This window comes from Streptomyces sp. SCSIO 30461 (assembly GCF_037023745.1).
Classification (GTDB): domain Bacteria; phylum Actinomycetota; class Actinomycetes; order Streptomycetales; family Streptomycetaceae; genus Streptomyces.
Map to the genome: position 1 here is coordinate 5,965,208 of NZ_CP146101.1, position 26,012 is coordinate 5,991,219.

Genomic DNA, 26,012 nt, shown 5'->3' on the forward strand with positions numbered 1-26,012 from the left:
TCGCCGTTGCCGGTGCCACGGCCGCACACGCGGGAAAATCATGGAAATGTTCGGTATGTGCGGGTGGGTCTGCGTCCACGGCCGCTGTCCGGGCCCCTCATGGGCATGGACTGGACATGAACTGAGCGTCACTTTAGTGCACCGGACGGGACGGTCAATCAACCGGCTGGCGCGTCGCACGGCCGGTGGGACGCGTCTGTCGGGACCGGCACCCATCACTCGTACGGGCTCGACGGGGTCCCGCCTGTGGGTTACCTCACAACCCGGCTCATTGACGCTCTTTGTCGCTCTTCGTCCAGCTCTCACGGCAGGCCCGGACGGACCGTGGCCAGTACCGTCTTAGCCATGTCGACCTCTGCGCACCCATCAGCCGAAGCCGCTGTCGAGAGCGGCACCGTCACCGACCGGCTCGTCTCGGCGAACGAGCACTACGCCTCCGGGTTCACCGACCCCGGTATGGACGCACGGCCCGTACTCGGGGTGGCCGTGGTGGCGTGCATGGACGCCCGCCTCGACCTGCACAAGGCGCTCGGCCTGAAGCTGGGCGACTGCCACACGATCCGCAACGCCGGCGGTGTGGTCACTGACGATGTGATCCGCTCGCTCACCATCAGCCAGCGTGCCCTCGGCACCCGCAGCGTGATACTCATCCATCACACCAACTGCGGTCTGGAGAGGCTGACCGAGGACTTCCGGCACGAGTTGGAGGACGAGGTCGGGCAGCGGCCGTCCTGGGCTGTGGAGGCGTTCCGCGACGTCGACCAGGATGTACGGCAGTCCATGCAGCGGGTGCGCACGTCGCCGTTCCTCCTGCACACAGATGACGTGCGGGGTTTTGTGTTCGACGTCAGGACCGGGCTGCTGAAGGAGATCGGCGCGGCGGCTGAGTGAACCGGTGGCGCGGGCCGTAGTAAGCGGTATACGCACCCGGACGAGAGCCCGGTTGTCCACAGGCGAGTGACACGAAGCGGCAACGGCAACAAGAATGCGGGAGTGACATCGCGGCGGCGACCGCCGCTGCGATGTCCGTGTTTCGGGGTGGGCCGTGCCGTCAGCAGCGCATCGGCCCGTGTAAAGGGCCGAGGAGGGCCGGGTGACGACCTATGACGATCGAGCGAGCCTCACAGATCTGACCGCCACGGTGGAGCGTGTCCGCAGGTCGGTCGAAGGCGTGATCGAGGGCAAGCCCGAGGTCGTACGGCTTTCGCTGACCGTGCTGCTCGCCGAGGGGCATCTGCTGATCGAGGATGTGCCGGGCGTGGGCAAGACCATGCTGGCCAAGACGCTGGCGCGGTCCATCGACTGCTCGGTGCGCCGCATCCAGTTCACACCAGACCTGCTGCCGTCGGACATCACCGGTGTGTCGATCTACGACCAGCAGCGACGGGATTTCGAGTTCAAGCCCGGGGCGATCTTCGCACAGATCGTGATCGGCGACGAGATCAACCGAGCGTCGCCGAAGACCCAGTCGGCGCTGCTGGAGTCCATGGAAGAACGGCAGGTCACCATCGACGGGCAGACATACGAGCTGCCCAGCCCGTTCATGGTGGTGGCCACGCAGAACCCGGTGGAGATGGAGGGCACCTACCCGCTGCCCGAGGCGCAGCGGGACCGCTTCATGGCACGGGTGTCGATGGGGTACCCCACACCGGAGGCCGAGCTCCAGATGCTGGACGTGCACGGTGAGGTGTCCCCGCTCGACGATCTCCAGCCGGTGGCGCACGCCCATGACATCGTGAAGCTGATCGACGCGGTGCGCACGGTGCATGTCGCCGAGTCGGTGCGGCGCTACGCGGTGGAGTTGGTCGCAGCGACCCGCAACCACCCGGATCTCAGACTCGGCGCCTCGCCCCGTGCCACCCTGCACCTGCTGCGCGCCGCGAAGGCCTCCGCCGCGCTGTCCGGACGGGACTACGTGCTGCCGGACGATGTGCAGTCGCTCGCCGTGCCCGTGCTGGCGCACCGGCTGCTGGCGACCGCCCAGGCGCAGTTGAACCGCCGTACGTCGGAGCAGGTCGTACTGGAGATCGTGGGACGCATTCCGGTGCCGACCTCCGGCAACGACAGCGGTTACGGCACTGCGACGCGGTCTTCGACGTCCGGCGGGCCGCTCTACGGCCACCAGCAGCCCGGTTCCCGGCGGCTGTGATGGCGCCCGGGAGCCCCGCGGCGGGCGAAGGGCCCTCCTCTCGGGATGAGGGCAGGGGCGGGCTGCGGACTGCTCTCGGCGGGCTGACCACACGCGGCCGGTCCTTCCTCGCGGCCGGTGTCGCCGCCGCGGTGTGCGCGTACGTCCTGGGGCAGAGCGATCTGCTCAGGGTCGGACTGCTGCTCACGGTGCTCCCGCTGATCTCCGCCGCGGTGCTGCACCGCACGCGCTACCGGGTCTCGGCGCGGCGTGGGCTGACCCCTTCACGGGTGCCGGCCGGGTCGGAGGCGAGGGTCCGTCTGCGGATGGACAACATGTCGCGGATGCCCACCGGCCTGCTCATGCTCCAGGACCATGTGCCGTACGTGCTGGGTCCCCGGCCCCGGTTCGTGCTCGACCGGGTGGAGCCGGGCGGACGGCGTGAGGTGTCGTACCGGGTCCGTTCGGATCTGCGCGGGTGCTATCCCCTGGGGCCGCTGCAGTTGCGGCTGGGCGATCCGTTCGGCATGTGCGAGCTCACCCGCTCGTTCAGCGCGGCCGACCTGCTGACGGTGATACCGAGGACCGATCCGCTGCCGCCGGTGCGGCTGGTCGGCGAGGCCGCGGGGCACGGGGACGGGCGGCAGCGCTCACTGGCTCTCGCGGGCGACGACGACATCATCCCGCGCGCGTACCGGCACGGCGACGACCTGCGCCGGGTGCACTGGCGCTCCACGGCTCGGTACGGCGAGTTGATGGTCCGCCGCGAGGAGCAGCCGCAGCGGACCAGGTGCACGGTGCTGCTGGACACCCGTGGCATCGCCTACCAGGGCACGGGGCCCGACTCGGCCTTCGAGTGGGCCGTCTCGGCGACGGCGTCGGTGCTGGTGCACATGCTGGAGCGGGGCTTCACGGTGCGGTTGCTGACCGACACGGGGAGCTCGGTGCCCGGTGCGGGCGCCGACGGCTACGCCGGGTCCACCCAGGACACCGCGGACTCGGCGGGCCTGATGCTGGACACCCTCGCGGTCGTCGACCACTCCGACGGCGCGGGGCTGTCCCGGGCCCATGACGTGCTGCGCGGCGGCAACGAGGGCCTGCTGGTCGCCTTCTTCGGCGATCTCGACGAGGAGCAGGCGGCGGTCGCCGCCCGGATGCGGCAGCGTTGCGGCGCCGCTGTGGCCTTCGTGCTGGACAGCGGCACCTGGCTGACCGGCGGGGCGGTGGCGGGCGCGGTCGAGGAGCGACTGCGCGCGCTGCGCGAGGCGGGGTGGACAGCGGTGGCGGTACCGGCGGGTGGGCCGCTTCCCGAGCTGTGGCGCCTCGCGGCCGGTGAGCGGCCGGACTCCGTCCCCACCGGTCCTTCGGGGACTGCGGGTTCATCCGGTTCGTCGGATTCGTTCGGCCCGTCGAGTTCATTCGGTTCGTCGAGTTCATTCGGTTCGTCGGGGGGACGGTCATGAGTGGTCGCACACGGCTGGCCCTGTGTGCCTTCGCCGCCACGGTGCTGGCCTCCGGCGCCCTGTCGCCACTGGTCGAACCGGCGACCTGGATCCTGCTCGCGGCACTCCTGGTGGGCGTGCAGAGCGGGATCGGCGCTCTGACCCGCCGGGTGCCGCTGGCCAGGCCGCTGACGGTGGCCGTACAGGCCGTCGTGGCCGTGCTGCTGCTCACGCTGTGCTTCGCACGGGAGCAGGCGCTGCTCGGGGTGGTTCCGGGCCCGGACGCTTGGATGCACTTCGGCGATCTGCTGTCGTCGGGAGTAGCGGACGTCGGCCGCTACGCGGCCCCGGCGCCGGCCACCGAGGGCATCAAACTCATGCTGGTCGGCGGTGTGCTGCTGATCGGTCTCCTGGTGGACGCGCTCGCGGTGACCTTCCGCAGCGCCGCCCCGGCCGGTCTGCCCCTGCTGGCGCTGTACTCGGTGGCCGCGGCGCTGTCCGGTGGCGATGCCAGCTGGCTCTGGTTCCTGCTCGCGGCTACCGGCTATCTACTGCTCCTACTCGCGGAGGGCAGGGACCGGCTGTCGCAGTGGGGCAGGGTCTTCGGTGGTACGCCGCAGGCCGCGAGCCGCACGGCGGGCGGGCTCGAACCAAGTGGTGGCGGGCCGCAGGCGCCGGTGCGCACCGGTCGCAGGATCGGTGTGCTCGCCCTCGGGGTGGCACTGGCCGTCCCCGCCATGCTTCCCGCGCTGAACGGCGGGCTGCTGGGCGGAGTGGGCGACGGGCCAGGGGCAGGCAGCGGGGGCGGCGGTGAGATCAGCGCGGTCAACCCGGTGGTGACCCTCCAGGACACGCTCAACCAGCCCGAGAAGCGCGAGTGGCTGAAGTACAAGACCAACGCCCCCGACGTCAGCGGCATGTATCTGCGGCTGATGGCGCTGAACCAGTTCGACGGGGACTCCTGGAAGTTCTCCAAGCGTCCGGTGACCGACATCCCCGAAGAGCTGCCCACGCCCGACGGCCTCAGTGACTCCGTGGCGACCACCGAGGTGCGTACGAACATCTCGGTCGCCGGTTCCTACCGGCAGGGTTGGCTTCCGATGCCGTTTCCCGCGGCGAAGGTGGAGGTCGGCGGCAAGTGGCGGTTCGACCCGGCCCGCAGGACGATCATCGGCGACCACGGGCAGACCACGAGCGGACTGCAGTACAAGGTCACCAGTCTGGTGGTGAATCCGACCCGTGAGCAGCTCGCCGCCGCGCCCAGGGCTCCCGAGGCGGTGCTGAAGGAATACACCCAGGTGCCTCGGGAGCTGCCCGCCGACGTGCGGGAGACCGCCCTGCGGGTGACCGCGGGCGCGTCGAACGACTACGAGCGGGCGGTGAGACTCCAGGAGTGGTTCGCGACGAAGGGCGGCTTCAGGTACTCGACCCGGGTGGATTCGGGCGGTGGGGTCGAGGGGATCTCCCGGTTCCTGAAGAGCAAGCAGGGATTCTGCGTCCACTTCTCGTTCTCGATGGCCGCGATGGCCCGCTCGATGGGCATCCCCGCACGGGTCGCCGTCGGCTTCACTCCCGGTTCGCCAGTGACGGGCGGGGCGATATCGGTCACCAATCGCGACGCCCATGCCTGGCCGGAGCTGTACTTCGAGGGCGCCGGATGGACCCGCTTCGAACCCACTCCCACACGCGGCAGCGCTCCGGACTACACGCAGTCGCAGACGCCGTCCGACACGCCCAGTGCCCCGGCGCAACCCGATCCGAGCAGTCCGTCGGCCGCTCCGGCCGCCCCGTCCGGCTCGCCGAGCTGCTCGGCCCAAGACCAGCGGCTTGGGGAGTGCGGTGCCGCGGCCCCCAAGGACACAACGGGAACCACTGACCAGGGTCCCTCGTTCCAGGCGGTCCTGGGGTGGAGCCTCGTCGCGGTCGCGGTCGTGCTCGTACCGCTGATGCCGATGCTGTGGCGGCTGAGAGCGAGGGCGCGCAGGCTCGGTTCGGACCGGCATGTCCGTACGTCGGGGAAGACGCCCGGACGGACCCCCGGGACTGCCGACGCGCCGCTGGTGGAGCCGGACGCGAACTCGACCGCCTTGCAGGGCGAGCCGGACGCCCCGGCAGCTGGCGCGCGGACCTTGGCCGCCTGGCGGGAGGTCTGCGATTCGGCCTGGGACCACGGCATTCCCCCGGACGATTCGCTGACGCCGCGCAAGACCGCGGCGCGAATCGTCCGGCTCGGGCGCCTGGACGGCAGCGGCGCGAGAGACGCAGCCGACGCCGTCCACCGGATGGCCGGGGCTGTGGAGCAGGTGCTGTACGCACCGGCCCCGGGTCCGGTGTCCGGGCTCGCGGACGATGTGCGGCGGGTCCGCTCCGGACTGTCCGCCCAGGCGAGCCGTGGCATCCGTCTTCGGGCTCTGTTGCTGCCGCGCTCATCCGTGCGGATCGTATGGGCGCTGGCCGAGCGGTGGGCCGGGGTGACCGAGCAGTGGGCAGCCACTCGCGACCGGTTCCTCGCCCCTGTGGCCAGCCGACTCCGCCGACTCGTACGCCATGGCGGCTGACGGAGTGAGGTGAGTGGGCCCGGCCGCCGGGCACCGCACTGTCCGGGTCCACACGCGCCTGGCGACCCGGCCGAGGGGTGATTGTTCCCCCTGTCGGGTCCCGGTCCGCTCCCCCCGGAGCGGGACCGGCCCACTGATGCCGCCGTGGGAGGTCTCCGCACGGCGCGGCGGCATGGGGTCTCCCCGGCTTCGGTGACGGATCAAGGAGCGAGGGGTGACCGCTGAGAAGCGGTCACCCCTCGGACTCGGAGTGGTATGTGGTTTTCCCGAACCCGTACGCGGTTTCCGGTCGGGACGCTCGGGTGGCGTCGTGGACGGCGACGATCAGGATGTGGTGGGGGCTCAGTGGCCCTGCTCATCGCGGCGGCGCTGCCACCGCTGCTCGATCCGGTCCATCACGGACCGGCGCTGCCTGGGCTGCCGACGCGCCTGCTGCGCCCCGGGGCCCTGCTCGCCCGGCTTGGGCGCCTTGCGCCAGCCGGTGACTGCGAGGACCGCGCAACCGAGCATGACGAGAAAGCCCACCACACTGATCCAGATCACTGTGGTGACCATTCCGGCCATGAGGAGCGCGATACCCACCAGGAAGCCGGCGATCGCTTGGTAGACCCGTCGCCGGGTGTACGTACGCAGCCCGCTTCCCTCGAGCGCTGTCGCGAACTTGGGATCTTCGGCGTACAGCGCTCGCTCCATCTGCTCGAGCATTCTCTGCTCGTGCTCTGAGAGCGGCACGGAGTCCTCCTAGTCGTCGGTCGCTGGGGCGACCGGTAAACGGCCCTTTCAGGATAGGCAGGGAATCACGCCGGTGAAACCCGTCCACTGCCCAATTCGCTGCCATAGGGCCGTCATGGCGGCCCGACTGCTGAAGCGTTGATTCCCCAGCCGCCGTCCCGTCATGCCGGACGATGTCCCCCGATCATACGGGGCCGACGCCCCGAAAGGGGGATGAGTGACGTACTCCGTCTGCGGCTGCCGTGCTGATCAGCGGCGCGGAGGCCGGTCTCAGGCGTGCTTTTCGCCCAGGACGTGGAGCTGGGTGGCGACCGCGTGGAAGGCCGACAGCTCGGCCGCGGCCTCCTCCAGCTTCAGCAGAGCCTCGAGGGCGCCGGGCTCGGTGTCCACGAGGACGCCCGGGACGAGGTCCGCGAACACCCGCACTCCGTGCACGGCACCGACCTTCATCCCGGCAGCGGCGACCAGGTCGGCGAGCTGCTCGGCGGAGAAGCGGCGAGGAACCGGGTCGCCCTCGCCCCAGCGTCCCGCCGGGTCGGCGAGTGCGTGCCTGGCCTCGGTGAAGTGTCCGGCGAGCGCCCTGGCCAGGACGGCTCCGCCCAGGCCCGCCGCGAGCAGGCTGAGCGAGCCGCCCGGGCGCAGGGCTTCCGCGGTGTTCCGCACGCCCTCGGCGGGGTCGTCGACGTACTCCAGCACACCGTGGCAGAGCACGATGTCGAAACCGCTCCGGTCCACCACGTCGAAGAGGCCGTGGATATCGCCCTGGACTCCGCGCACACGGTCGGCGACATCGGCTTCGGCGGCCCGGCGCTCCAGCGCGAACAGCGCGTTGGGGCTGGGGTCGACGACGGTGACACGGTGTCCCAGGCGGGCGGCGGGCACGGCGAAATTGCCGGAGCCGCCGCCGGTGTCCAGGACGTCCAGCGCGTCCTTCCCGGTCGCCCTGGAGCGGCGGTCGAGGGCGTCCTTCAGGACATCCCAGACCACAGCGGTTCGGAGGGAAGCCCGGGAAGGTCCGCCCTCGGTGCGGGGCCGCTGGGGGCGCGTCTGGTCCGGCACGGCAGTTGACTCCTCGGCGGGGCGTGTGACGGTGCAGGCCCCACCCTATTGCCTCCGCACACCTCCCGGCCCTCCCCGTCACCCCGCGGCATTCCCCCTTCCGGCAGCGCCGGAAGCGCTGTCATCCACCGTCGGCCGGCCGGGTCCGGCGGTCGCCGCTCCGCCGGGGCCGGCCCCGGACTCCGCACCGGCGGTCGGCAGCACCGGCTGGAGCGAGAGCATCCGCTCGACGAGCCGGAGGAACATGGCCGCGTCACGCAGCAGATCGTCGGCGTCGCGGGCGCTCGCAGCGCCCTGGATGCCCGCCTCCGCGCGCGCCCTGCGCCGCGCGCCGGAAGCGAACAACGCGCTCCACTCGGTGAGCTCGGGGGCTGTCTCCGGGAGCACCTCCCAGGCGGACCTTATGCGGGCCCTGCGCCGCGGATTGGTCTCGGGCCGCCCGCGAACGGCGAGCACGGCGGCGGCGGTGCGCAGCGCCGCGAGGTGGGCGGTCGCATAGCGCTCGTTGGGCGTGGGCAGCCCGGCGGCCTCTTCGAGACCGGCGTGGGCTTGGGCGAGCAGTTCGACGGCGGCGGGCGGCGCGGACGAGCGCCGCAGGACGGGATGGATGTCGCCCGCCGGACCACCCTGCGAGGGCAGTGGGGAACCGGGCAGTGAGGGGGCAGGGCCGCCTGTGCGGAGCCGGTGTGCGGCAGCGGCGTAGGAGCTGGCCATGACGAACCTCCTGTCGTCGTGTCACGACACGGTGGCCGTGTGTGTCCATACTGGAGGGCGCCACTGACAATTGAGCCTGACCTGTGCTTTTGCCTGCGGAGGTGAGCTCCGGGAGTAGCGGTTAGGGTGATGAGGGATCAGGTGGGACCCTTCGGAGCGGTCATGCGGGAACACGACGCGGACCCGCCCGACAACGCGCAGCAGCTCCTGCTCACCCTCGGGCGCCTCGTCGACCAGGCCCTGGAGCGGATCGAGTTCCAGCGGGCCAGGGTCGAGCTGGCCATGGCGCTCCAGCGCCATATGCTCCCGCCCGAGCTGCCGAGGCTCCCCGGAGTGCGCATCGGCGCCCGCTACGCACCGTCGCGGGACGGGCTCGCCGTGGGGGGTGACTGGTACGACGCCTTCCTGATGCTGGACGGATCGCTCGGACTGGCGATCGGGGACGTCCAGGGGCACGACGCCGAGGCAGTGGCCTTCATGGGCCAGGTACGCACCAGTCTGCGGGCGCTCGCCGAGGCGACGAGCGATCCGGGCGAAGTGCTGAGCCGCACCAACGACCTGCTGATCTCCATGGGCTTCGGACTGTTCGCGACCTGCTGCTTCCTGCGCTTCGATCCGGGCAGCAGAGACCTCGCGGTGTCCCGAGCCGGTCACGTCCCGATGGTGTGGGCAGCTGCCGGCGGCCACTCGGGAATCGCCCTGGACCGCGGCGGCCCGCCGCTCGGCATCCTCCCCGGAGAGCGCTATCCGGTGACGCACCGGAGGCTCACCGAGGCCGGGGTGCTCGTCCTGATCACCGACGGCGTGGTGGAGGGCCCCGACTACCCGATGGAGTCCGGCCTCGCCGAGGTGGTCCGGTTGGTGCGCGCCGGATTCGACGCCGACCCCGACGTGCTGGCCTCCGCCGTGATCAAGGTGGCGGAGCTGACCGGCCACCGCGACGACGCAGCCGTACTGGTCGCCCGCTACGACGGCACTCCCGACGAGAGTCTCCTCGCCGATCCGCCCGGCACCTCGGCCCCGTGACCCTCGGTCCGCGGACCCCCGGGGGGGAAGTGCCCTGACGCCCCCCGGTCCCCCGGACCACCCGACTCGCCGAGCGCCGCACGGCGGCGCAGACTGCTGTGGTGCGCAAGGAGGAGGTCCGGGGCCACGGGATCACGGTGCTGTGGATCCTCGCTGTCGCCGCCGTCTACTACGGAGCCGCCCAGCTGGGTCTCCTCCAGCAACTGGTGCGCGGCCAGGTCACCCCCCTGTGGCCGCCGACCGGGCTGGCGCTGGCCGCGCTGCTTCTGCTGGGGTCGCGGGTGTGGCCCGGCATCGCGCTCGGCGCCTTCCTGACCAATGTGTCCATCGGTCCCACTCCGCTCGCCGTCCTGGTGATCGTCGCCGGGAATACCCTGGCGCCGATCGTGGCGTACCTCCTGCTGCGCCGCGCGGGCTTCCGTTCAGAACTCGACCGGCTGCGTGACGGGCTGCTGCTGGTCTTCCTCGGCGCGCTCACCGGAATGCTGATCAGTGCCACGGTGGGCAGCAGTGTGCTGATGATCTCGGGGGCACTGGCTCCCGGCTCCTTCTGGCCGACCTGGTCCGTGTGGTGGACGGGGGACGCGATGGGCGTACTGGTGGTCACGCCGTTCGTGCTGGTGCTGCGCAGACTGCGGTGGCCCGCCGACGCCAGTGCGGTCCGCTGGGCGGAGGCGGTGGCACTGACGCTGTGCGCCATCGCGGCCACGATGCTGGCCACGCAGTCCACGAGTTCATCGCTGCTGTTCCTGGTGTTCCCGGTGCTGATCTGGGCGGCGTTCCGGTTCCGGTTGGCGGGTGCGGCGCCGTGCGCACTCGGCGTCTCGATCATGGCGGTACTCGCCTCCGCGCGGCGTACCGGTCCGTTCGCGGATCAGGACCTGTTCGCCAGCATGGTCACGCTCCAGGCGTTCAACGGCTCCACGGCGCTGGTGGCCCTGCTGCTCGCGGCAGTCATTGCGGAGCGGAACGAGACCCATGAGGAGATCAAACGGGTCTGCAAGCGGCTGGAGGAGATGGTCGCGAACATCGAGCCCGGCAACCCCGGCAACCCCGGCAACCCTCGCGGTCCGGAGCGCTGAACCTCTGCAGTACTCGCAGTCCGGAGCGCTGAACGTGCCTCACCGGAAGGCGAATTTGTCTCCGCGGAGATCAGGCGCTAACTTTTGAACTGACCAGTCAGTTCAAAAGTATGGAGGGGGTCCGTGGAAACGCACGGGGCGGCCGTCACCGCCGAGAACTTCGGGCTCAAGGGCCCGCGCGGCTGGGCCTTCCGGGGTGTGGGCATCAAGGCCGAGCCGGGTTCGCTGATCGCGGTCGAGGGCCCGTCGGCCTCGGGCCGCACCTGCCTGCTCCTCGCCCTCACAGGCCGGATGAAACCCTCGGAGGGGCATGCGGAGGTCGCCGGGCTGCGACTGCCGCGGAAGATGGCCACCGTACGTCAGGTCACCGCGCTCGGACCGGTCCAGGGTGTCAGCGAGCTGGACCCCGCGCTCACCGTCGCCGAACACCTGCGGGAGCGCGCGATGCTCCAACGGCGGTACGACGGCTCCCTGCGGGCGCTGCTGCGTCCGCGCGGCGAGCGGCGGGCGGCGGCGCTCGCCCGTGTCGAGGAGGCCCTGCGGACCGCGGGCCTCGACGTGGAGATGCTACCGAAGGGGAACCGCACATCCGTGCGGGATCTGGAGCGCCTGGAGGCACTGCGCCTGTCGATCGCGCTCGCGATGACCGGGCGGCCCCGGCTGCTGGCCGTCGACGACATCGACCTCAAACTCTCCGACGCGGAACGGGCCGAGGCCTGGGATCTGCTGCGCGGCATCGCCGCCCAGGGCACGACCGTCCTCGTGGCGTGCAGCCAGGCGCCGGATGGCGTGGTGCTGATCAGCACCGGGACGCAGCCGGCGGAAGCGACCGGCACGACCGCCGCCGACACGGCGGACACCACCGCCCCGATCGCCCCGGCCACCGGGAAGCACGAGGTCCGCCAGGGCCGCGAGACACGCGCCGAGGGCGCCGACGGCACCGGCACGGACAGCGGGAGCACCGACGCCTCCGAGGGCAGCGAGCACGCCGAGCACGCCTCGGATACCAGGGAAATCAAGGACACCGAAGACACCGAGGAGGGGGCGGACGATGCGCTCGCCGAAACTGGCCGCGCTTGAGCTGAAGCGTTTCGGCAGGGGGCCGCTGCCGATGGGTGCGCTGATCTCGGTACTCCTGCTGCCGCTGCTCTACGGCGCCCTCTATCTGGCGTCGTTCTGGGACCCCTACAGCCGCCTCGACCGGATACCCGTGGCACTCGTCAACGACGACAAGGGAGCCACCGCCTCGGGCAAGAAGCTCACCGCTGGTGACGAGATCACCGAAGGCCTGCTCGACAGCAAGGTCTTCAAGTGGCACCAGGTGAGCGATGCCGAGGCCCGCGAGGGCGTGGAGGACGGGAGGTACTACCTCTCGTTGACCATGCCCACCGACTTCAGCGAGCGGATCGCCTCCAACTCCGGCGACTCGCCGGAGACCAGCGCCCTGGAAGTGCGTACCAACGACGCCAACAACTACATCGTCGGGCAGATATCCCGCTCGGTGTTCTCCGAGGTCCGCAAGTCCGCGTCGCAGAACGCCTCCCGGTCGATCCTCGACAAGATCTTCATCTCCTTCTCCGACATCCACGACGCGACGGAGAAGGCCGCGAACGGCGCCGACGAGCTCAAGGGCGGCATCGGCAAGGCCAAGAGGGGTTCCGAGGACCTCGCCAACGGCCTCGGCAGCGCCAAGACCGGCAGCGGCGAGCTCAAGGGCGGCATCGTCCGCCTCAACGAGGGAGCGGGCGACCTGGAGAAGGGCGCCAGGGAGGTCGCGGGCGGCACACAGAAGCTGGCCGACCGTGTGAACGGCATCGCCGGCGCCATCCGCCCGTACTTCAAGGACAACGGCAAGTCGATCGGCGACACCGCACGCCTGGTCGAGGACTCCGCCCGGGCCACCCAGCGGCACCTGGACGACCTCGTGGAGCAGGCTCCGCTGGCCGCCGCCGCGTCACGCAAGAGCGCGGACCTCCTGGCCGGGTACTACGACGAGCGGTGCGACGGCGCCCTACCGCCCGACAAGAGCCTGTGCGACGTCCTGGGCCACGCCAAGACCGACGCCGCGGATGTCGCCGAGATCGGCGCCGACATCAACCAGCTGGTCAAGGACAACGACAGCGACCTGAGGAAGCTGGACTCCCAACTGGACACCCTGCAGACGCAGGCCAGGAAGCTCGCCGAGAGCGCCCCTCGCCTGGACGAGGACGTGGAGCAGGCCGTCCGCGACATCAACCGGCTCAACTCCGGCGCGCAGCAGGTGGCCCAGGGCGCGGACCGGATCCACACCGGTCTCGGCAGCGCGCAGACGGGCTCCGCCGACCTCGACTCCGGGGTCGGGCGGCTGTGGACCGGTGCCCAGGATCTCGACGGCGGGATGTTCAAGCTGGTCGATGGCTCGTCCGAGCTGGCCGGCGGCCTCAACGAGGGCGTGGCCAAGATCCCCGACTACGGCAAGGACGAGCGCGACCGCCGTACGGAGGTCATGTCCGACCCCGTCCAGCTCGCGTCCCAGTCACTGCACAAGGCGTCCAACTACGGCACCGGCTTCGCCCCGTACTTCATCCCGCTCTCCCTGTGGGTGGGCGCGATGGTCGCCTACATGCTGATCCAGCCGCTCAACCGTCGCGCTCTCGCTGCGGGGTCGCCTGCCTGGCGCATCGCGCTCGCGGGCTGGCTTCCGGTCGCCGCCATCGGCCTGGTCCAGGTCGGTGCCCTGATGTCGGTGCTGCACTGGGGGCTGGGGCTCGAGATGGCCCACGCGGCCGGCACGCTCGGGTTCCTGGTGCTGACCGTGCTCTGCTTCGCCGCGATCATCCAATGGCTCAACGCCCGCTTCGGCGCGGCGGGCCGGATTCTCGTGCTCGCCATGCTGATGCTCCAGCTGACCTCGGCCGGGGGCACATATCCCGTCCAGACCAGCCCCGGCTTCTTCAACGCCATCCACCCCTACCTGCCGATGACATACGTGGTGGAGTCCCTGCGTCGGCTCATCACGGGTGGCGACACCGGATCGGTCTGGGGAGCCTGCGCCGTACTGCTGGCCTTCACCGCCGGGGCGCTGGCGCTCTCCTCGCTCGCCGCTCGGGGCAAGCAGGTGTGGACGTTCGACCGCCTGCACCCCGAGCTGAGCATGTGAGATCGCCGAACCTGTGAGAATCAACGCCATGAACAGCAGCAGCACCCGGCGGCAGGCGACGCGCGCCAAACTCTACGAAGCGGCCGTCACCCTCATCGCCGAGCAGGGTTTCTCCGCGACGACCGTCGATGAGATCGCCGAGCGGGCGGGCGTCGCCAAGGGCACGGTCTACTACAACTTCAAGAGCAAGACCGAGCTCTTCGAGGAGTTGCTGCGGTACGGGGTCGGCCTGCTCAGCTCGTCCCTCCAGGCCGCGGCGGAGGAGACCGAGGAGCGGGGCGGCACCAGCGTCGAGGCGCTGGACGCCATGGTGCGGGCCGGTCTGGTCTTCATCGACCGCTACCCCGCCTTCACCCAGCTCTACGTCGCCGAGCTCTGGCGCACCAACCGCGCCTGGCAGTCGACGCTGATGGTGGTCCGCCAGAAGGCGGTCGCCGTGGTCGAGACCGTACTGCGGGAGGGCGTCGAGCGTGGTGAGCTGAGCGACGAGATCGACGTGCAGCTCACCGCCGCGGCGCTGGTCGGAATGGTGCTGGTGGCCGCGCTCGACTGGCAGGCGTTCCAGCCGGAGAGGTCGATCGACGATGTCCACTCGGCGCTGTCCCGGCTGCTGCACGGCCGGGTGAGCGGGCGCTGAGCCCTGGCCTCCGGAGACACGGACGACCGAGCGGAGACGAGCGGAGAAACCGGTCCGCCGAAGCTCGATCCCCCTGAGTTTCGCCGGACCGGCGTTTTCTCCGTGTCCCCCGGCTTTCCCCGTCTCCCCGTCTCCCCGGTGTGTCCTTGCCCGGGACCGCGATTCCCCTGTCCCCCGGTCCGGGCAACCCCCGATTCGGATGGGTACGCCGCGCCGTTCCGCCGCCCCGTGTCGGCGGTGCGGCGCTGCGTCTTCCACCTGGCTCCACTCTTGCGTCCGCCATGGTGGGACCCCATCCGTGCGCCTACTCATCTCGTGGCCTAGGTACGGATACTCAGAGCCCCGTGCTCGTCCCCAGCCAGCGCACCGGCACTGCCCGCGGCGGTGTCGGTGCCTGCCGATACAGTCCTTCTCATGGCACGGATTGCGGTGATCGGTGCGGGGATGGGCGCCATGGCGGCGGCGGCCAGGCTCGCGGTGGCAGGGCATCGGGTGATGGTCCACGAGCGCTCGGGGACCTTCGGCGGTGCGGTGGGCGCGTTCGAGCGGGATGGTTTCGCCTTCGACACGGGCCCCGGTCTGCTGCACCTGCCCGCGGTGTACCGCGATCTGTTCCTCAAGACCGGCAAGCAGCCGCTGGAGAGCCGGATCGAGATGGCCCAGGTGGACCCGGCGAGCCGCCATCTGTTCGCCGACGGCACGGCGGTGTCCCTGCCGAACGCCTCACGCGGGGGCGTCGTAGCCGCGCTGGACTCGGCGTTGGGCGCCGGGACCGGCGAGCGTTGGGGCGACTTCCTGAAGCGTGCCCGTGAGTGCTGGGACCGTTCGCGCCGCCCCCTGCTCGAAGAGCCCCTGTGGCCGAACTGGCAGGTGCTGGGCCGTGAGCCGTATCCGGCGTTGCGGCAGCGCCGGATGCTGCGCGTCCGGCAGGCGGCCACGCTGGCCCAGGTCGGCGCCTGGGAGCTGGCCGACCCCCGGCTCGCGTCTTTGCTCGACGTGTGCGCGCTGTCCTACGGACTCGACCCTCGGCGGGCACCCGCAGCCGCCGCTCTGCTGCCGTACATGGAGCACACGTTCGGCGCCTGGTACGTCAGGGGTGGGATGCGGGCCCTCGCACGGGCGGTGTACGAGCGCTGCCTGGAGCGAGGGGTGGACTTCACCTTCGGCAGCGAGGTGGTCGGCGTGCTCGAACGGGACGGCAGGGCTGCCGGTCTGGAGTTGGCCGACGGCTCCACCGTCGAGGCTGACGAGGTGGTGGCGGCGGCCGGGCGCGGCGGACTCGGCGACCGTGAGCCGTGGCGGGACGGCGATGTGCGGCCGGGCGCCGCGGATCAGGCCCCCGGCAGGTTCACGATGCTGATGGCGCTACGCGGAGCCCGGGCCTCGGAAGCAGCGCATCAGACCGTGGTGCACTCACCCGACACGGCGGCAGAGGCAGCGGCGGTCTTCGGCGGTGGACCGGCCGGGCGGCCGACGGTCATGGTGCTGCGCCCCGACGATCCGACGACGCGTCCGGACCAGGACCACGAGGCGGTCACGCTGACCGCGACGGCCCCGGGCGATCCGGCCCACTGGTCGGAGAAGGCGGTCCGGGACTGCTTCGCGGGAGCGCTCGCCACCGCTGCGGAGCAGGTGATCCCGGACATACGGGAGCGGCTGCTCTGGCACGAGGTCCTCACCCCGGCGGAGACGGGCCGGGTCCGCCCGCCCGCGCTGGCGGGCTCGGGGGGCGCCTACCTCCGCCCGTCGAACAGCACCCGTCTGCCGGGCCTGCACCTCGCGGGCGGCTGGTCCCACCCCGGCGGCGGTCTCGCCCACGCCGGTATGTCGGGCGCGCTGGTGGCGGGCCTGATCGTGGAAGGCGAGGACTTCCGCGGCTCGCAGTGAGGACGGCCTCGCGGTGCCGGTGCACTCCCGGGCACGAACCGGTGGCATGTGGTCTCGCGCCGCGTAGTGAGCGAGTTCCACGGTGACCGCCCATGGGGTGGCGCTGCGGGGCTTCGGGGTGTGCCGCACCCCGCGCGAGCCGGGCCCGCTGCGCGCGACGCTCAGTAGCGGTACGGCTGGCCGTTCTCGTAGCCGCCGTGGTCGGGCTCGGTGTTCGGGTATCCGTAACCGTACGACTGCTGAGGCGCCTCGGCGCCATCGCGCTGCTGGGGCACCCAGACTCCGCCCGGAGGGGTCTCCTGGTACCCCTGCTGAGTGGCGTACGGATCGGCGTACTGCTGCGCGGCATAGGGGTCGGAATACGACGCCCCGTAACCCGTGGTCCCGACGTACGGGTCGGAGTAGGCGGCGTACTGCTGCTGTCCCGCGCCGTAGTCGTACGCGTCCTGCGCCTGCGCGGCGGTCGGCTGCTCGTACGGAGAGCTTTGGCTGCCGTAGCCCTCGTAGACGCCGTACTGGCTCGTGTCATCCGGCAGCGGCAGGGGCTCGTACACCGGCTCCGCGCCCGCGTGCAGGTCGTACGACTCGTAGGACTCGCCCGAACCCGGCTCGTACGAGAGGTCGGAGACCTCCAGTGTCGGCTCACGTTCGGCCGCGGGGCCCGCGGCGGGGCCGGATGCCTTGCGGCGGCGGCTGGAGCCGGGCTTGCCCCCAATGGCCCATCCGGTGGAGAACCCGCGCCGGAACGACAAGGTGACATAGGTCTGGCCGACCGCGAAGCACGCGGCGCCGAGCCCGATGACGATCACGTTCGGTAGCAGCACACCCAGGACCACTCCCAGGAACCCACCGAACGCGAGCAGGCGCCAGCGCAGCCGTGCCTTGTACTGGAGCAGTACCTCGCCCAGCAGCCACAGCGCGACAATGCCGAACGCGATGTAGAGCGCCGTCCAGCCCATGCCCGCCCCTCCTCATCGGCCGCCGCCGCGGGGTGATGGCGGATGTGGCCGGTTACGACTGCTCGTGCAGTCCGAGATTCTCGTAGATTTCGAGTGTTGCCGTGGAGTTGTTCAGCGTAATGAAATGCAGACCGGGGACACCCTGGGACAGCAGTCGTGCGCAGAACTCCGTCGCGAACTCGATGCCAATGGAGCGTACAGCGGCGGGATCGCCCGCGACCGCGCGCATCCTCTCCTCCAGGGCGGAAGGAAAGGCCGCATTGCTCAGCTGACCGAACCGCTCGATCTGCTTCACGCTGGTCACAGGCATGATCTCGGGAATGATCGGGGTCGAGCAGCCGGCCGCGGCGACTCGGTCACACAACCGGAAATAGTCATCGGGGTCGAAGAACATCTGGGTGATCGCATAGTCGGCACCCGCCCGGCACTTGTCCACGAAGTACCCGACGTCCGTGTCCCAGTCCGTGGATCGCGGATGCATCTCGGGGAAGGCGGCGACCCCGACGCAGAAGTCGCCGGCGTCCTTGATGAGCCGTACCAGGTCGGCGGCGTAGTCCAAGCCTTCCGGGTGTCTGATCCACTCGCCCATGGGGTCACCCGGCGGGTCACCGCGCAGAGCGAGCATGTTGCGGATGCCCGCGTCGGCGAACTGACCGATCATATTGCGCAGTTCGGCGATGGAATGGCCGACCGCGGTGAGATGGGCCACCGGGGTGAGCGTGCTGTCGGCGGCGATCTCCTGGGTGGCCTTGACCGTGCCGGACCGGGTCGAGCCACCCGCTCCGTAGGTCACGGAGACAAAGCTCGGGCGCACCGCTTCGACCCTGCGCAACGCGTTCCAGAGGTTGCGCTCGCCCTTTTCCGTCTTGGGCGCCCAGAACTCGAAGGAGTACGAGGTCTTGCCGGTCGCCAGCAGCTCTCGCACGGTGTGCGCGTGATCAGTCCTGGTCGAAGCTGTGCCAAGGGCCATATTCGCAGGTTAGCGGGGGCTACCGGGGGACCCAACCGATGTCCACCCATCGGACACCAAAGGTTTACTTTAGGACGGGAGCCGCCTGGTTCCCGTATCCGCGTATCCGCATGCTGAGATCGGCCGCCGCAGCGCCTGGGTCGTCGGCCTCGGTGACCGCCCGGACGACGACGACGCGGCGGGCCCCGGCCTCCAACACCTGCTCCAGGTTGCCCGCGTCGATACCGCCGATCGCGAACCAGGGGCGGTCCTGCGGGAGCGCGGCCGTGCAGCGCACCAGATCGAGCCCGGGCGCCAGGCGGCCCGGTTTTGTGGGCGTGGGCCAGCAGGGCCCCGTGCAGTAGTAGTCGACTCCCGGCTGCACGGCCGCTGCGGCGGCTTCCTCCGGGGTGTGCGTGGAACGCCCGATGAGCACCTCGCCGCCGATGATGGCCCGGGCCGCCGGAACCGGCAGGTCGCCCTGACCCAGGTGCAGCACGTCGGATCCGACGGCATGTGCGACATCGGCCCGGTCGTTGACCGCGAGCAGCTTGCCGTGGCGGCGGCAGGCGTCGGCGAAGACGGCGAGGTGGTCGAGCTCCTCTCCGGCTTCCAGGCCCTTGTCCCTCAACTGCACGATGTCCACGCCGGAGGACAGCACGGCGTCCAGGAACTCGGGCAGGTCGCCCTGGCGCCTGCGGGCGTCGGTGCAGAGATAGAGCCGGGCGTCGGAGAGACGCGCGCGAGCGGTGGACATGGCTTTGTTCCCCCGTGGCTGGTTGGCTTGTCGGCTGCCCGGTGCGGACAGCTGCGGCGGTGGACGGCGGACCGCTCACGGAACACGGTCCGCCGAACACGCCGCTGCCCGGCGGACCGGCCGCACTCCGCCGATCGACCCTTGTCCGGTGCATCCGGCGCATCCGGCGCATCCGGCGCATCCGGCGCATCCGGTGCATCCGGCGCATCCGGTGTGGATCGGCGGGACAGGAGCCTGGACGGATCCGCCGGTTGGGAAGGTTCAGACGGCGAGCGCCTGGGCCCGGCGCTTCACCTCCGTACCGCGATTCTCGCTGAGCGCCTCGGCGGGGGTGCCCGGCAGGGTGGGGTCCGGGGTGAAGAGCCACTCCAGCATCTCTTCGTCGGTGAAGCCGTCGTCCCTCAGCAGGGTCAGGGTGCCGGTGAGTCCCTTGACCACCTTGTCGCCCTTGATGAAGGCGGCCGGCACCTGAAGTGTCCGGTTCTCGCCGCGGCGCACGGCGATCAGCTGACCCTCCTTGACGAGCTGGCGCACACGCGTCACCTCGACGTCGAGCATTTCCGCGATGTCAGGCAGGTGAAGCCAGGCGGGGACGAGGGCATCGATCTTTGCGTCAATCTCGGTCACAGGACAAGCCTGCCATCCCGCACTGACAGTCGGTAGCCGGGCCCTACTCGACTGCCGCCTTCAGAGGGACCCCGGGGTCCGCCGCACGGGCGGGGTCGAGCCGCGCGCCCGCCTCGATGAGCCGCCTGCCCTGGGTCACGTCTCGGGGCCTGCCGACCGCCAGCACGGCGGCCAGCACGTGACGCCCGTCGTCCGCCGTTCTCAGCCACAGCACGGACCAGCCGGAACCCACCGCCGGGTCACCCCGCCAAACGAGTGTTCCGGCCCCTTCGTGATGGCCTGCGTACTGCACGAAGCGCCCGAACTGCTCGGACCAGAAGTACGGCACCGGGTCGTAGCTCAGCGGCGGCTCGCCCCGCAGGTCACGCAGCACATTGGCGGCGACCGTACGCGGGCCCTGGAGGGCGTTGTCCCAGTGGTGCACGAGGAGCCGCCTGCCGTAGCGCCGCGAGGGGAAGGAGGCGCAGTCGCCGACCGCGTGGACATCGGGCAGCGTGGTGCGCAGCCGTTCGTCGGCGGTGATCGAGCCGTCCGGCCCGAGGGCGATGCCCGAGCCGGCGAGCCAGCGGGTCGCCGGACGCGCGCCCACACCCACGACCACCGCGTCGGCGTTCAGCCGCCTGCCGCCCGCGCCCCCGGCACCTGCCCCGGCGCGGGCACCGGGACCGGTCCCCACACCGGTTTCGACACCGGCACTCTCGGCGAGGACGACCGCCCCTGGCTCGACCGCGGCAACCCGTGCGCCGGTGATGAGCGAGGCGCCGCTCTCGGTGTACCAGCCGGCCATGGGCGCGGTCACCTCGGCCGGCAGAACGCCCGCGAGCGGCCGGTCGGCCGCCTCCACCACGGTTACCGCGCAGCCTGCCTGACGGGCGGCTGTGGCGAACTCCGCCCCGATCCAGCCCGCCCCGACGACCACGATGTCGTGCTTGCGCTCCAGCACCGGGCGCAGCCGCCGCGCGTCGTCCAGCGTGCGCAGCAGGTGGACTCCCTTGACCCCTTCGGTGCCGGGCAGCGTGAGGGGCTCGGCACCGGTGGCGACCACGAGGGTGTCGTACGGCACGGGGCCCGCCTCGGTGTCGAGCTCATGCGCGTCCGGGCGCAGTCCGCTGACCTCGCGGCCGAGGTGGAGTTCGACATCGATCGCCTCGAAGTCGACGTCGAGCGCGGAGCCCTCCGCGTTGCCGAGCAGCACGGCCTTGGAGAGCGGAGGCCGGTCGTAGGGCTGGTGCGGCTCGGCGCCGATCAGGGTGAGGCTGCCGGTGAAGCCCTGATCGCGCAGGGCGACCGCGGTCTGGGACCCGGCCATCCCGGCCCCCGCGATCACGACCCGGTGCTGTGCGGTGTGCTCGTTCACCGGACCAGCCTAGTCACCTGACGAGCCGTCAAGAAGGTTCCGGCTGCCGGTGGACCGCAACCCCTGCCGCGGCGGGCTCTGCCGGGAGCTCTTCGACGACACTCGTACCCCGGCCCTCCTCGGACTCCCACTCCCAGGCCTCCTCCAGCCTCACCCGCCCGTCCGGGAGTTGGACCACCGTGGAGACACAGTGTCCGGAAGACGTCGTTCCGTCCCCCTTCAGCTGGACGTAGCGGAAATCGAGCCGGTCACCGTCACGGGTGCCGACGAGATGTCCCCTGACCACGTCGCCACCCGCGTAGTCGGCCCAGATCCGACCGTCTAGCTCGTGATAGGCGAACCGTGTCCTGGTGCCCACCTGGCCGGGAGCCTGGTCCGCGGCGGGGGCGAGTACGAGTCCGTCGAGCGAACGGGCCACGGTGCGGGCTCCCTTACTGCGTGTTGCCGGGCGGAGTTAGGCTGACCACCGTACTGCTACTCGCGGGAGCCCGGCCGCACCGGGCTGAGAGGGAGGCTGAGGCGGCCTCCGACCGTACGAACCTGATCCGGGTCATGCCGGCGAAGGGAGGGTCCGGATGCCCGTGCATCCACGGACGACCGCTGACGTCCTGGTCGTCGGGGGCGGAATCATCGGCCTGGTGACGGCCTGGCGGGCGGCGCAGCGCGGACTGCGCACGGTGCTGGCCGACCCCGACCCCGGTGGCGGGGCCGCACAGGTCGCCGCCGGCATGCTGGCCGCCGTCACCGAGCTGCACTACGGGGAGGAGACCCTCCTCGGCCTCAATCTCGCCTCCGCCCGGCGCTATCCGGACTTCGTCGCTGAGCTGGAGGAGGCGAGCGGGCAGGACACCGGCTACCGCGCCTGCGGCACCCTCGCGGTCGCGCTGGACGCGGACGACCGCGCCCATCTGCGGGAGCTGCACGCGCTCCAGCGCCGTTGCGGTCTTGACTCGGTGTGGCTCACCGGCCGGGACTGCCGCCGACTCGAACCGATGCTCGCCCCCGGGGTCAGGGGCGGGCTTCGAGTGGACGGCGACCACCAGATCGACCCCCGGCGGCTCGCGAGTGCCCTGCTGGTGGCCTGCGAGCGGGCGGGGGTGGCCTTCCACCGCGCATGGGCGACCAGGCTCACGGTCGACGGCAACCGTGCCACCGGAGCGCTGCTCGGCCCACCCGGCACGCCGCCCGGCGAGAGCCCCGCCGGCGCGTCGCCCGAGCCCGCCGGCGTGTCGCATGAGGTGGACGCGGATCAGGTGGTGCTGGCCGCGGGCAGTCTCAGCGGCCGGCTGGCCGGAGTCCCCGACGAGATCCTGCCTCCGGTACGCCCGGTGAAGGGGCAGGTGCTGCGGCTCGCGGTGCCGGCCCCCCGCGCCCCGTTCCTGTCGCGGACCGTGCGGGCCGTGGTGCGGGGCAGCCAGGTGTACCTCGTACCCCGTGCGAACGGTGAGCTGGTCGTGGGTGCGACCAGCGAGGAACTCGGCTGGGACACCACGGTCACGGCCGGAGGGGTGTACGAGCTGCTGCGCGACGCCCATGAGCTGGTGCCGGGCATCACCGAACTGCCGCTCACCGAGACCCGCGCGGGGCTGCGCCCCGGCTCACCCGACAACGCGCCGCTGCTCGGGCCGACCGAGCTCCCCGGACTGCTGCTCGCCACCGGGCACTACCGCAACGGCGTGCTGCTCACCCCGGTGACCGGCGACGCCCTGGCCGACGCCCTGGTCTCCGGGGAACTGCCGGAAGAAGCCCGCCCTTTCACCCCCCACCGCTTCTCCCCCGCACGCCAGGAGGCGTCCGTATGAGCATGACCGTGAAGCCGACCGTCTCCGTCAACGGGGAGCCCCGGGAGATCGCCGCCGGCACGACGCTGGACACGCTGGTCGCGACGCTGACGGCGGCGTGCTCCGGTGTCGCGGCGGCCGTGAACGAGTCGGTCGTCCCGCGCAGCGAGTGGCCGGTGACGCCACTCGGCGACGGCGACCGGGTGGAGATCCTCACCGCGGTGCAGGGCGGGTGACCGGGGCCGTGGCGGACGACCGTTTCACCCTGGGCGGCGTCGAGTTCTCGTCCCGGCTGATCATGGGTACGGGAGGGGCGCCCAGTCTCGACGTCCTGGAGCGCGCGCTGGTCGCGAGCGGCACGGAGCTGACGACCGTGGCGATGCGGCGGCTGGATCCGACCGTACGGGGCTCCGTGCTGTCGGTGCTGGAACGGCTGGGCATCCGGGTGCTGCCGAACACCGCCGGCTGCTTCACCGCGGGCGAGGCGGTGCTCACGGCACGGCTGGCGCGGGAGGCGCTGGGCACGCGCTGGATCAAGCTGGAGGTGGTCGCCGACGAGCGCACCCTGCTGCCCGACCCGGTGGAGTTGCTCGACGCCGCCGAGGTGCTGGTGGACGACGGCTTCCTCGTGCTGCCTTACACCAACGACGATCCGGTGCTCGCTCGGAAGCTGGAGGAGGTCGGCTGTGCGGCGATCATGCCGCTGGGCTCACCGATCGGCTCCGGGCTCGGCATCCGCAACCCGCACAACTTCCAGCTGATCACCGAGCAGGCCGATGTCCCGGTGATCCTGGACGCGGGGGCGGGCACCGCATCGGACGCGGCCCTGGCGATGGAGCTGGGCTGCGCGGCGGTGATGCTCGCTTCGGCGGTCACCCGCGCGCAGGAGCCGGTGCTGATGGCCGCGGCGATGCGCCACGCGGTCGAGGCCGGCCGCCTGGCGCATCGCGCGGGCAGGATCCCGCGCCGCCACTTCGCCCAGGCGTCATCCCCGGTCGAAGGGCGCGCCGCACTGGATCCGGAGCGCCCGGCCTTCTGAGCGGCCGATCCCGTGCCGTGGCGCGCTGTCGGTGGCCCGTGGGCGGCCGACGGGCGCTGAGGCTACCCACCGGGGGCGGGCTTCCACTCCCGATGCGTCACAGGCGCGCTGCGGTACGGTGCCGGGGGCGGTCCTGAGGGAGAACGGTCCCTTGAACGGCTCGTAGACTCGCCTGCGTGGATACGACCCTTCAGGACCCTCTCGTCGGGCAGCTGCTCGACGGCCGCTACCGCGTCGACGCGCGCATCGCCGTCGGTGGGATGGCCACGGTCTACCGGGCCGTGGACATCCGGCTCGACCGGGTACTCGCCCTCAAGGTGATGCACCCGGAACTCGCCGCGGACGCGTCCTTCGTCGAGCGCTTCATCCGTGAGGCGAAGTCCGTGGCCCGGCTGTCCCACCCCAATGTGGTGGGGGTGTACGACCAGGGGGCGCAGGGCGCGTACGTCTTCCTGGCGATGGAGTACGTCCCCGGGTGCAATCTGCGCGATGTGCTGCGGGAACGTGGCGCGCTCCAGGCACGGGCCGCGCTGGACATCCTGGAGCCGGTACTCGCGGCACTCGGGGCGGCCCACCGGGCCGGGTTCGTGCACCGCGACATGAAGCCGGAGAACGTGCTCATAGGCGACGACGGCCGGGTCAAGGTGGCCGACTTCGGCCTGGTCAGGGCCGTGGGCTCCGTGACGAACACCACGGGCTCGGTGCTCGGGACCGTGTCGTACCTCGCACCGGAGCAGATCGAGTCGGGCACGGCCGGCACCGAGGCCGATGTGTACGCCTGTGGCGTGATGCTCTACGAGATGCTGACCGGCGCCAAGCCGCACACCGGTGACTCCCCCGCTCAGGTCCTCTACCAGCATCTGAACGAGGACGTGCCCGCACCGTCCGCCGCCGTGCCGGGGCTGCCCACCGAGCTCGACACGCTGGTGGCCGCCGCCACCGGCCGCGATCCACAGTCACGCCCGGCCGACGCGGTCGCGCTGCTGGCCCTCACGCGCGGGGCGCGCGCCGGTCTGAGCGACGCGCAGCTCGACGCCGTACCGCCGCAGTCCAGAGCCGTGGAGCACGACGCCGCCGGCGACCGTACGAGTGTGATCCCGCGTGCGGTCCCATCGGGGCAGGTCCCGGCGGGGCACGGCGCAGTGGGGCACGGGACCGCCCAGCAGGGCGGCGTCGAGCACACCAGCCGCCTGGTGCTGCCGGCCGACGCCCCCGAGGGCTTCGCTCCGCCGCGTCGGTGGCAGCGCCCCCGCCGGAGCGTGCTCGCGGTGGTCGTGGCCGCGCTGCTGCTCCTCGGGGTGGGCACGGGGGTCTGGTACGTCAACTCAGGACAATTCACCCGGGTGCCCTCCGTACTCGGCAAGACCGAGGCGGAGGCGAGGAAGCGCCTCACCGACGCCGGCCTGGACGTCGAGCCGTCCAGGAAGGACTACAGCGACATCTACGAGCGCGGGACCGTCATGGCCGCCGACCCCGCACAGGGCAAGCGCATCCGGCAGAACGGTTCGGTGACGCTGGTGATCTCGCGGGGGCCCGAGATCGTCGACGTCCCCAAGCTGCAGGGGCTGAACCTCGCCGACGCGCGCAATGCCCTGCGCAAGGCCGGTCTGGCTCCGGGCGCGGTCACCAGGAAGTTCGACGAGAATGCCGCGCAGGGCACCGTCACCGACTCGGATCCGGTGGCCGGCATCGGTGTGCGCGCGGACTCGGCGGTGGCGCTGGTCGTCAGCAAGGGCGCGCCGATCGGCGCCCCGGGAATCGTCGGCGAGACCGTGGACGACGCCACGGCCGCACTGGAGGAGGCCGGGCTGAAGGTCAGGATCGCGCCCGAGCGCGTCCACTCCCCCGAGCAGGCGGGTGCGGTCGCCGCTCAGGTGCCGGCGGAAGGCGCCCGGCTGGCCGCGGGGGACACCGTCACGCTCACCGTCTCCAAGGGCCCTCGCATGATCCGGGTGCCGGACGTCATCGGCGATGATGTCGACTCGGCGACCGACGAGCTCAAGGCCGCCGGATTCGAGGTGAAGGTCGAACGGAGCTTCCCGTTCCTCGGCACCGAGGTCCAGAGCCAGTCCGTGGCCGGAGGCGGGCAGGCTCCCGAGGGCAGCACCGTCACCATCAAGACCAAGGGATTCTGAGAGA

The 26,012-nt window shown here is 71.3% G+C and carries 23 protein-coding genes and 1 riboswitch; of the genes, 14 read left to right on the forward strand and 9 right to left on the reverse strand.

The genetic code is table 11. The features are described 5' to 3' along the window. Positions 1–345 precede the first annotated feature (345 nt). The 4 genes from V1460_RS26755 to V1460_RS26770 all read left to right on the forward strand — a co-directional run bounded on the left by V1460_RS26755 (position 346) and on the right by V1460_RS26770 (position 6,128). Positions 346–891, forward strand: coding sequence for a carbonic anhydrase (locus V1460_RS26755; protein WP_338676172.1), 546 nt, complete (start codon positions 346–348; stop codon positions 889–891). 202 nt (positions 892–1,093) lie between these two features. After that, positions 1,094–2,149, forward strand: coding sequence for a MoxR family ATPase (locus tag V1460_RS26760; RefSeq protein ID WP_338676173.1), 1,056 nt, complete (start codon positions 1,094–1,096; stop codon positions 2,147–2,149). Continuing rightward, positions 2,149–3,591, forward strand: coding sequence for a DUF58 domain-containing protein (locus tag V1460_RS26765; protein WP_338676174.1), 1,443 nt, complete (start codon positions 2,149–2,151; stop codon positions 3,589–3,591). Before V1460_RS26760 ends, V1460_RS26765 begins: the two co-directional genes overlap by 1 nt. Continuing rightward, complete coding sequence (locus tag V1460_RS26770; RefSeq protein ID WP_338676175.1) at positions 3,588–6,128, forward strand: DUF3488 and transglutaminase-like domain-containing protein; 2,541 nt, start codon at positions 3,588–3,590, stop codon at positions 6,126–6,128. Before V1460_RS26765 ends, V1460_RS26770 begins: the two co-directional genes overlap by 4 nt. A 342-nt stretch (positions 6,129–6,470) precedes the next feature. On the opposite strand, the gene V1460_RS26775 is transcribed toward V1460_RS26770, so the two are convergent. The 3 genes from V1460_RS26775 to V1460_RS26785 all read right to left on the reverse strand — a co-directional run bounded on the left by V1460_RS26775 (position 6,471) and on the right by V1460_RS26785 (position 8,633). Next, positions 6,471–6,860, reverse strand: coding sequence for a DUF3040 domain-containing protein (locus tag V1460_RS26775; protein WP_338676176.1), 390 nt, complete (start codon positions 6,858–6,860; stop codon positions 6,471–6,473). Between the two features lie 270 nt (positions 6,861–7,130). Further along, a complete protein-coding gene (locus tag V1460_RS26780; RefSeq protein WP_338676177.1) occupies positions 7,131–7,919 on the reverse strand; it encodes a methyltransferase in 789 nt (262 codons plus the stop codon). Between the two features lie 78 nt (positions 7,920–7,997). Beyond that, a complete protein-coding gene (locus tag V1460_RS26785; protein WP_338676178.1) occupies positions 7,998–8,633 on the reverse strand; it encodes an SAV_6107 family HEPN domain-containing protein in 636 nt (211 codons plus the stop codon). A 162-nt stretch (positions 8,634–8,795) separates the two neighbouring features. Between V1460_RS26785 and V1460_RS26790 the strand changes: the two genes are divergently transcribed. From V1460_RS26790 to V1460_RS26815, 6 genes are all read left to right on the forward strand, one after another. After that, positions 8,796–9,659: a PP2C family protein-serine/threonine phosphatase gene (locus tag V1460_RS26790; protein WP_338676179.1), complete on the forward strand. Its 864-nt coding sequence runs from the start codon at positions 8,796–8,798 to the stop codon at positions 9,657–9,659. Positions 9,660–9,760: 101 nt separating this feature from the next. Beyond that, positions 9,761–10,741, forward strand: coding sequence for an MASE1 domain-containing protein (locus tag V1460_RS26795; protein ID WP_338676180.1), 981 nt, complete (start codon positions 9,761–9,763; stop codon positions 10,739–10,741). A 123-nt stretch (positions 10,742–10,864) separates the two neighbouring features. Beyond that, positions 10,865–11,821, forward strand: coding sequence for an ATP-binding cassette domain-containing protein (locus tag V1460_RS26800; protein ID WP_338676181.1), 957 nt, complete (start codon positions 10,865–10,867; stop codon positions 11,819–11,821). Further along, a complete protein-coding gene (locus V1460_RS26805) occupies positions 11,793–13,880 on the forward strand; it encodes a YhgE/Pip domain-containing protein (protein WP_338676182.1) in 2,088 nt (695 codons plus the stop codon). The genes V1460_RS26800 and V1460_RS26805 overlap by 29 nt, the downstream gene beginning before the upstream one ends. Positions 13,881–13,908: 28 nt before the next feature. Then, positions 13,909–14,517, forward strand: coding sequence for a TetR/AcrR family transcriptional regulator (locus V1460_RS26810; RefSeq protein WP_338676183.1), 609 nt, complete (start codon positions 13,909–13,911; stop codon positions 14,515–14,517). 414 nt (positions 14,518–14,931) lie between these two features. After that, positions 14,932–16,404 (forward strand): NAD(P)/FAD-dependent oxidoreductase, encoded by a 1,473-nt coding sequence (locus V1460_RS26815; RefSeq protein WP_338676184.1) that lies wholly within the window; start codon positions 14,932–14,934, stop codon positions 16,402–16,404. Between the two features lie 161 nt (positions 16,405–16,565). Here the strand turns inward: V1460_RS26815 and V1460_RS26820 are convergent, their stop codons facing one another. From V1460_RS26820 to V1460_RS26845, 6 genes are all read right to left on the reverse strand, one after another. Then, positions 16,566–17,363 carry a hypothetical protein gene (locus V1460_RS26820; RefSeq protein ID WP_338676185.1) on the reverse strand — a complete coding sequence of 266 codons (798 nt, stop codon included), beginning with the start codon at positions 17,361–17,363 and terminating at the stop codon, positions 16,566–16,568. Positions 17,364–17,415: 52 nt separating this feature from the next. Further along, the gene (gene metF, locus V1460_RS26825; RefSeq protein ID WP_338676186.1) at positions 17,416–18,333 is read right to left on the reverse strand and encodes a methylenetetrahydrofolate reductase [NAD(P)H]; all 918 of its coding nucleotides are present in this window, start codon (positions 18,331–18,333) and stop codon (positions 17,416–17,418) included. A 64-nt stretch (positions 18,334–18,397) separates the two neighbouring features. Beyond that, on the reverse strand, positions 18,398–19,069 hold the full coding sequence (thiE, locus tag V1460_RS26830; RefSeq protein ID WP_338676187.1) for a thiamine phosphate synthase: 672 nt from the start codon (positions 19,067–19,069) through the stop codon (positions 18,398–18,400). A 261-nt stretch (positions 19,070–19,330) separates the two neighbouring features. Next, entirely contained in the window at positions 19,331–19,696 is a 366-nt protein-coding gene (locus V1460_RS26835) for an Rv2175c family DNA-binding protein (RefSeq protein ID WP_338676188.1), read from the reverse strand. A 43-nt stretch (positions 19,697–19,739) separates the two neighbouring features. Continuing rightward, on the reverse strand, positions 19,740–21,005 hold the full coding sequence (locus tag V1460_RS26840) for an FAD-dependent oxidoreductase (RefSeq protein WP_338678216.1): 1,266 nt from the start codon (positions 21,003–21,005) through the stop codon (positions 19,740–19,742). A gap of 76 nt (positions 21,006–21,081) precedes the next feature. Continuing rightward, on the reverse strand, positions 21,082–21,471 hold the full coding sequence (locus V1460_RS26845) for a hypothetical protein (protein ID WP_338676189.1): 390 nt from the start codon (positions 21,469–21,471) through the stop codon (positions 21,082–21,084). 52 nt (positions 21,472–21,523) lie between these two features. Further along, positions 21,524–21,637, forward strand: a riboswitch (TPP riboswitch). Between V1460_RS26845 and V1460_RS26850 the strand changes: the two genes are divergently transcribed. From V1460_RS26850 to pknB, 4 genes are all read left to right on the forward strand, one after another. Then, the gene (locus V1460_RS26850) at positions 21,629–22,855 is read left to right on the forward strand and encodes an FAD-dependent oxidoreductase (RefSeq protein WP_338676190.1); all 1,227 of its coding nucleotides are present in this window, start codon (positions 21,629–21,631) and stop codon (positions 22,853–22,855) included. It overlaps the preceding riboswitch by 9 nt. Further along, a complete protein-coding gene (gene thiS / locus V1460_RS26855) occupies positions 22,852–23,070 on the forward strand; it encodes a sulfur carrier protein ThiS (protein WP_338676191.1) in 219 nt (72 codons plus the stop codon). The genes V1460_RS26850 and thiS overlap by 4 nt, the downstream gene beginning before the upstream one ends. A gap of 8 nt (positions 23,071–23,078) precedes the next feature. Next, the gene (locus tag V1460_RS26860; RefSeq protein ID WP_338676192.1) at positions 23,079–23,873 is read left to right on the forward strand and encodes a thiazole synthase; all 795 of its coding nucleotides are present in this window, start codon (positions 23,079–23,081) and stop codon (positions 23,871–23,873) included. A 176-nt stretch (positions 23,874–24,049) separates the two neighbouring features. After that, positions 24,050–26,008: a Stk1 family PASTA domain-containing Ser/Thr kinase gene (gene pknB / locus V1460_RS26865; RefSeq protein ID WP_338676193.1), complete on the forward strand. Its 1,959-nt coding sequence runs from the start codon at positions 24,050–24,052 to the stop codon at positions 26,006–26,008. The last annotated feature ends 4 nt before the right edge of the window (positions 26,009–26,012 follow it).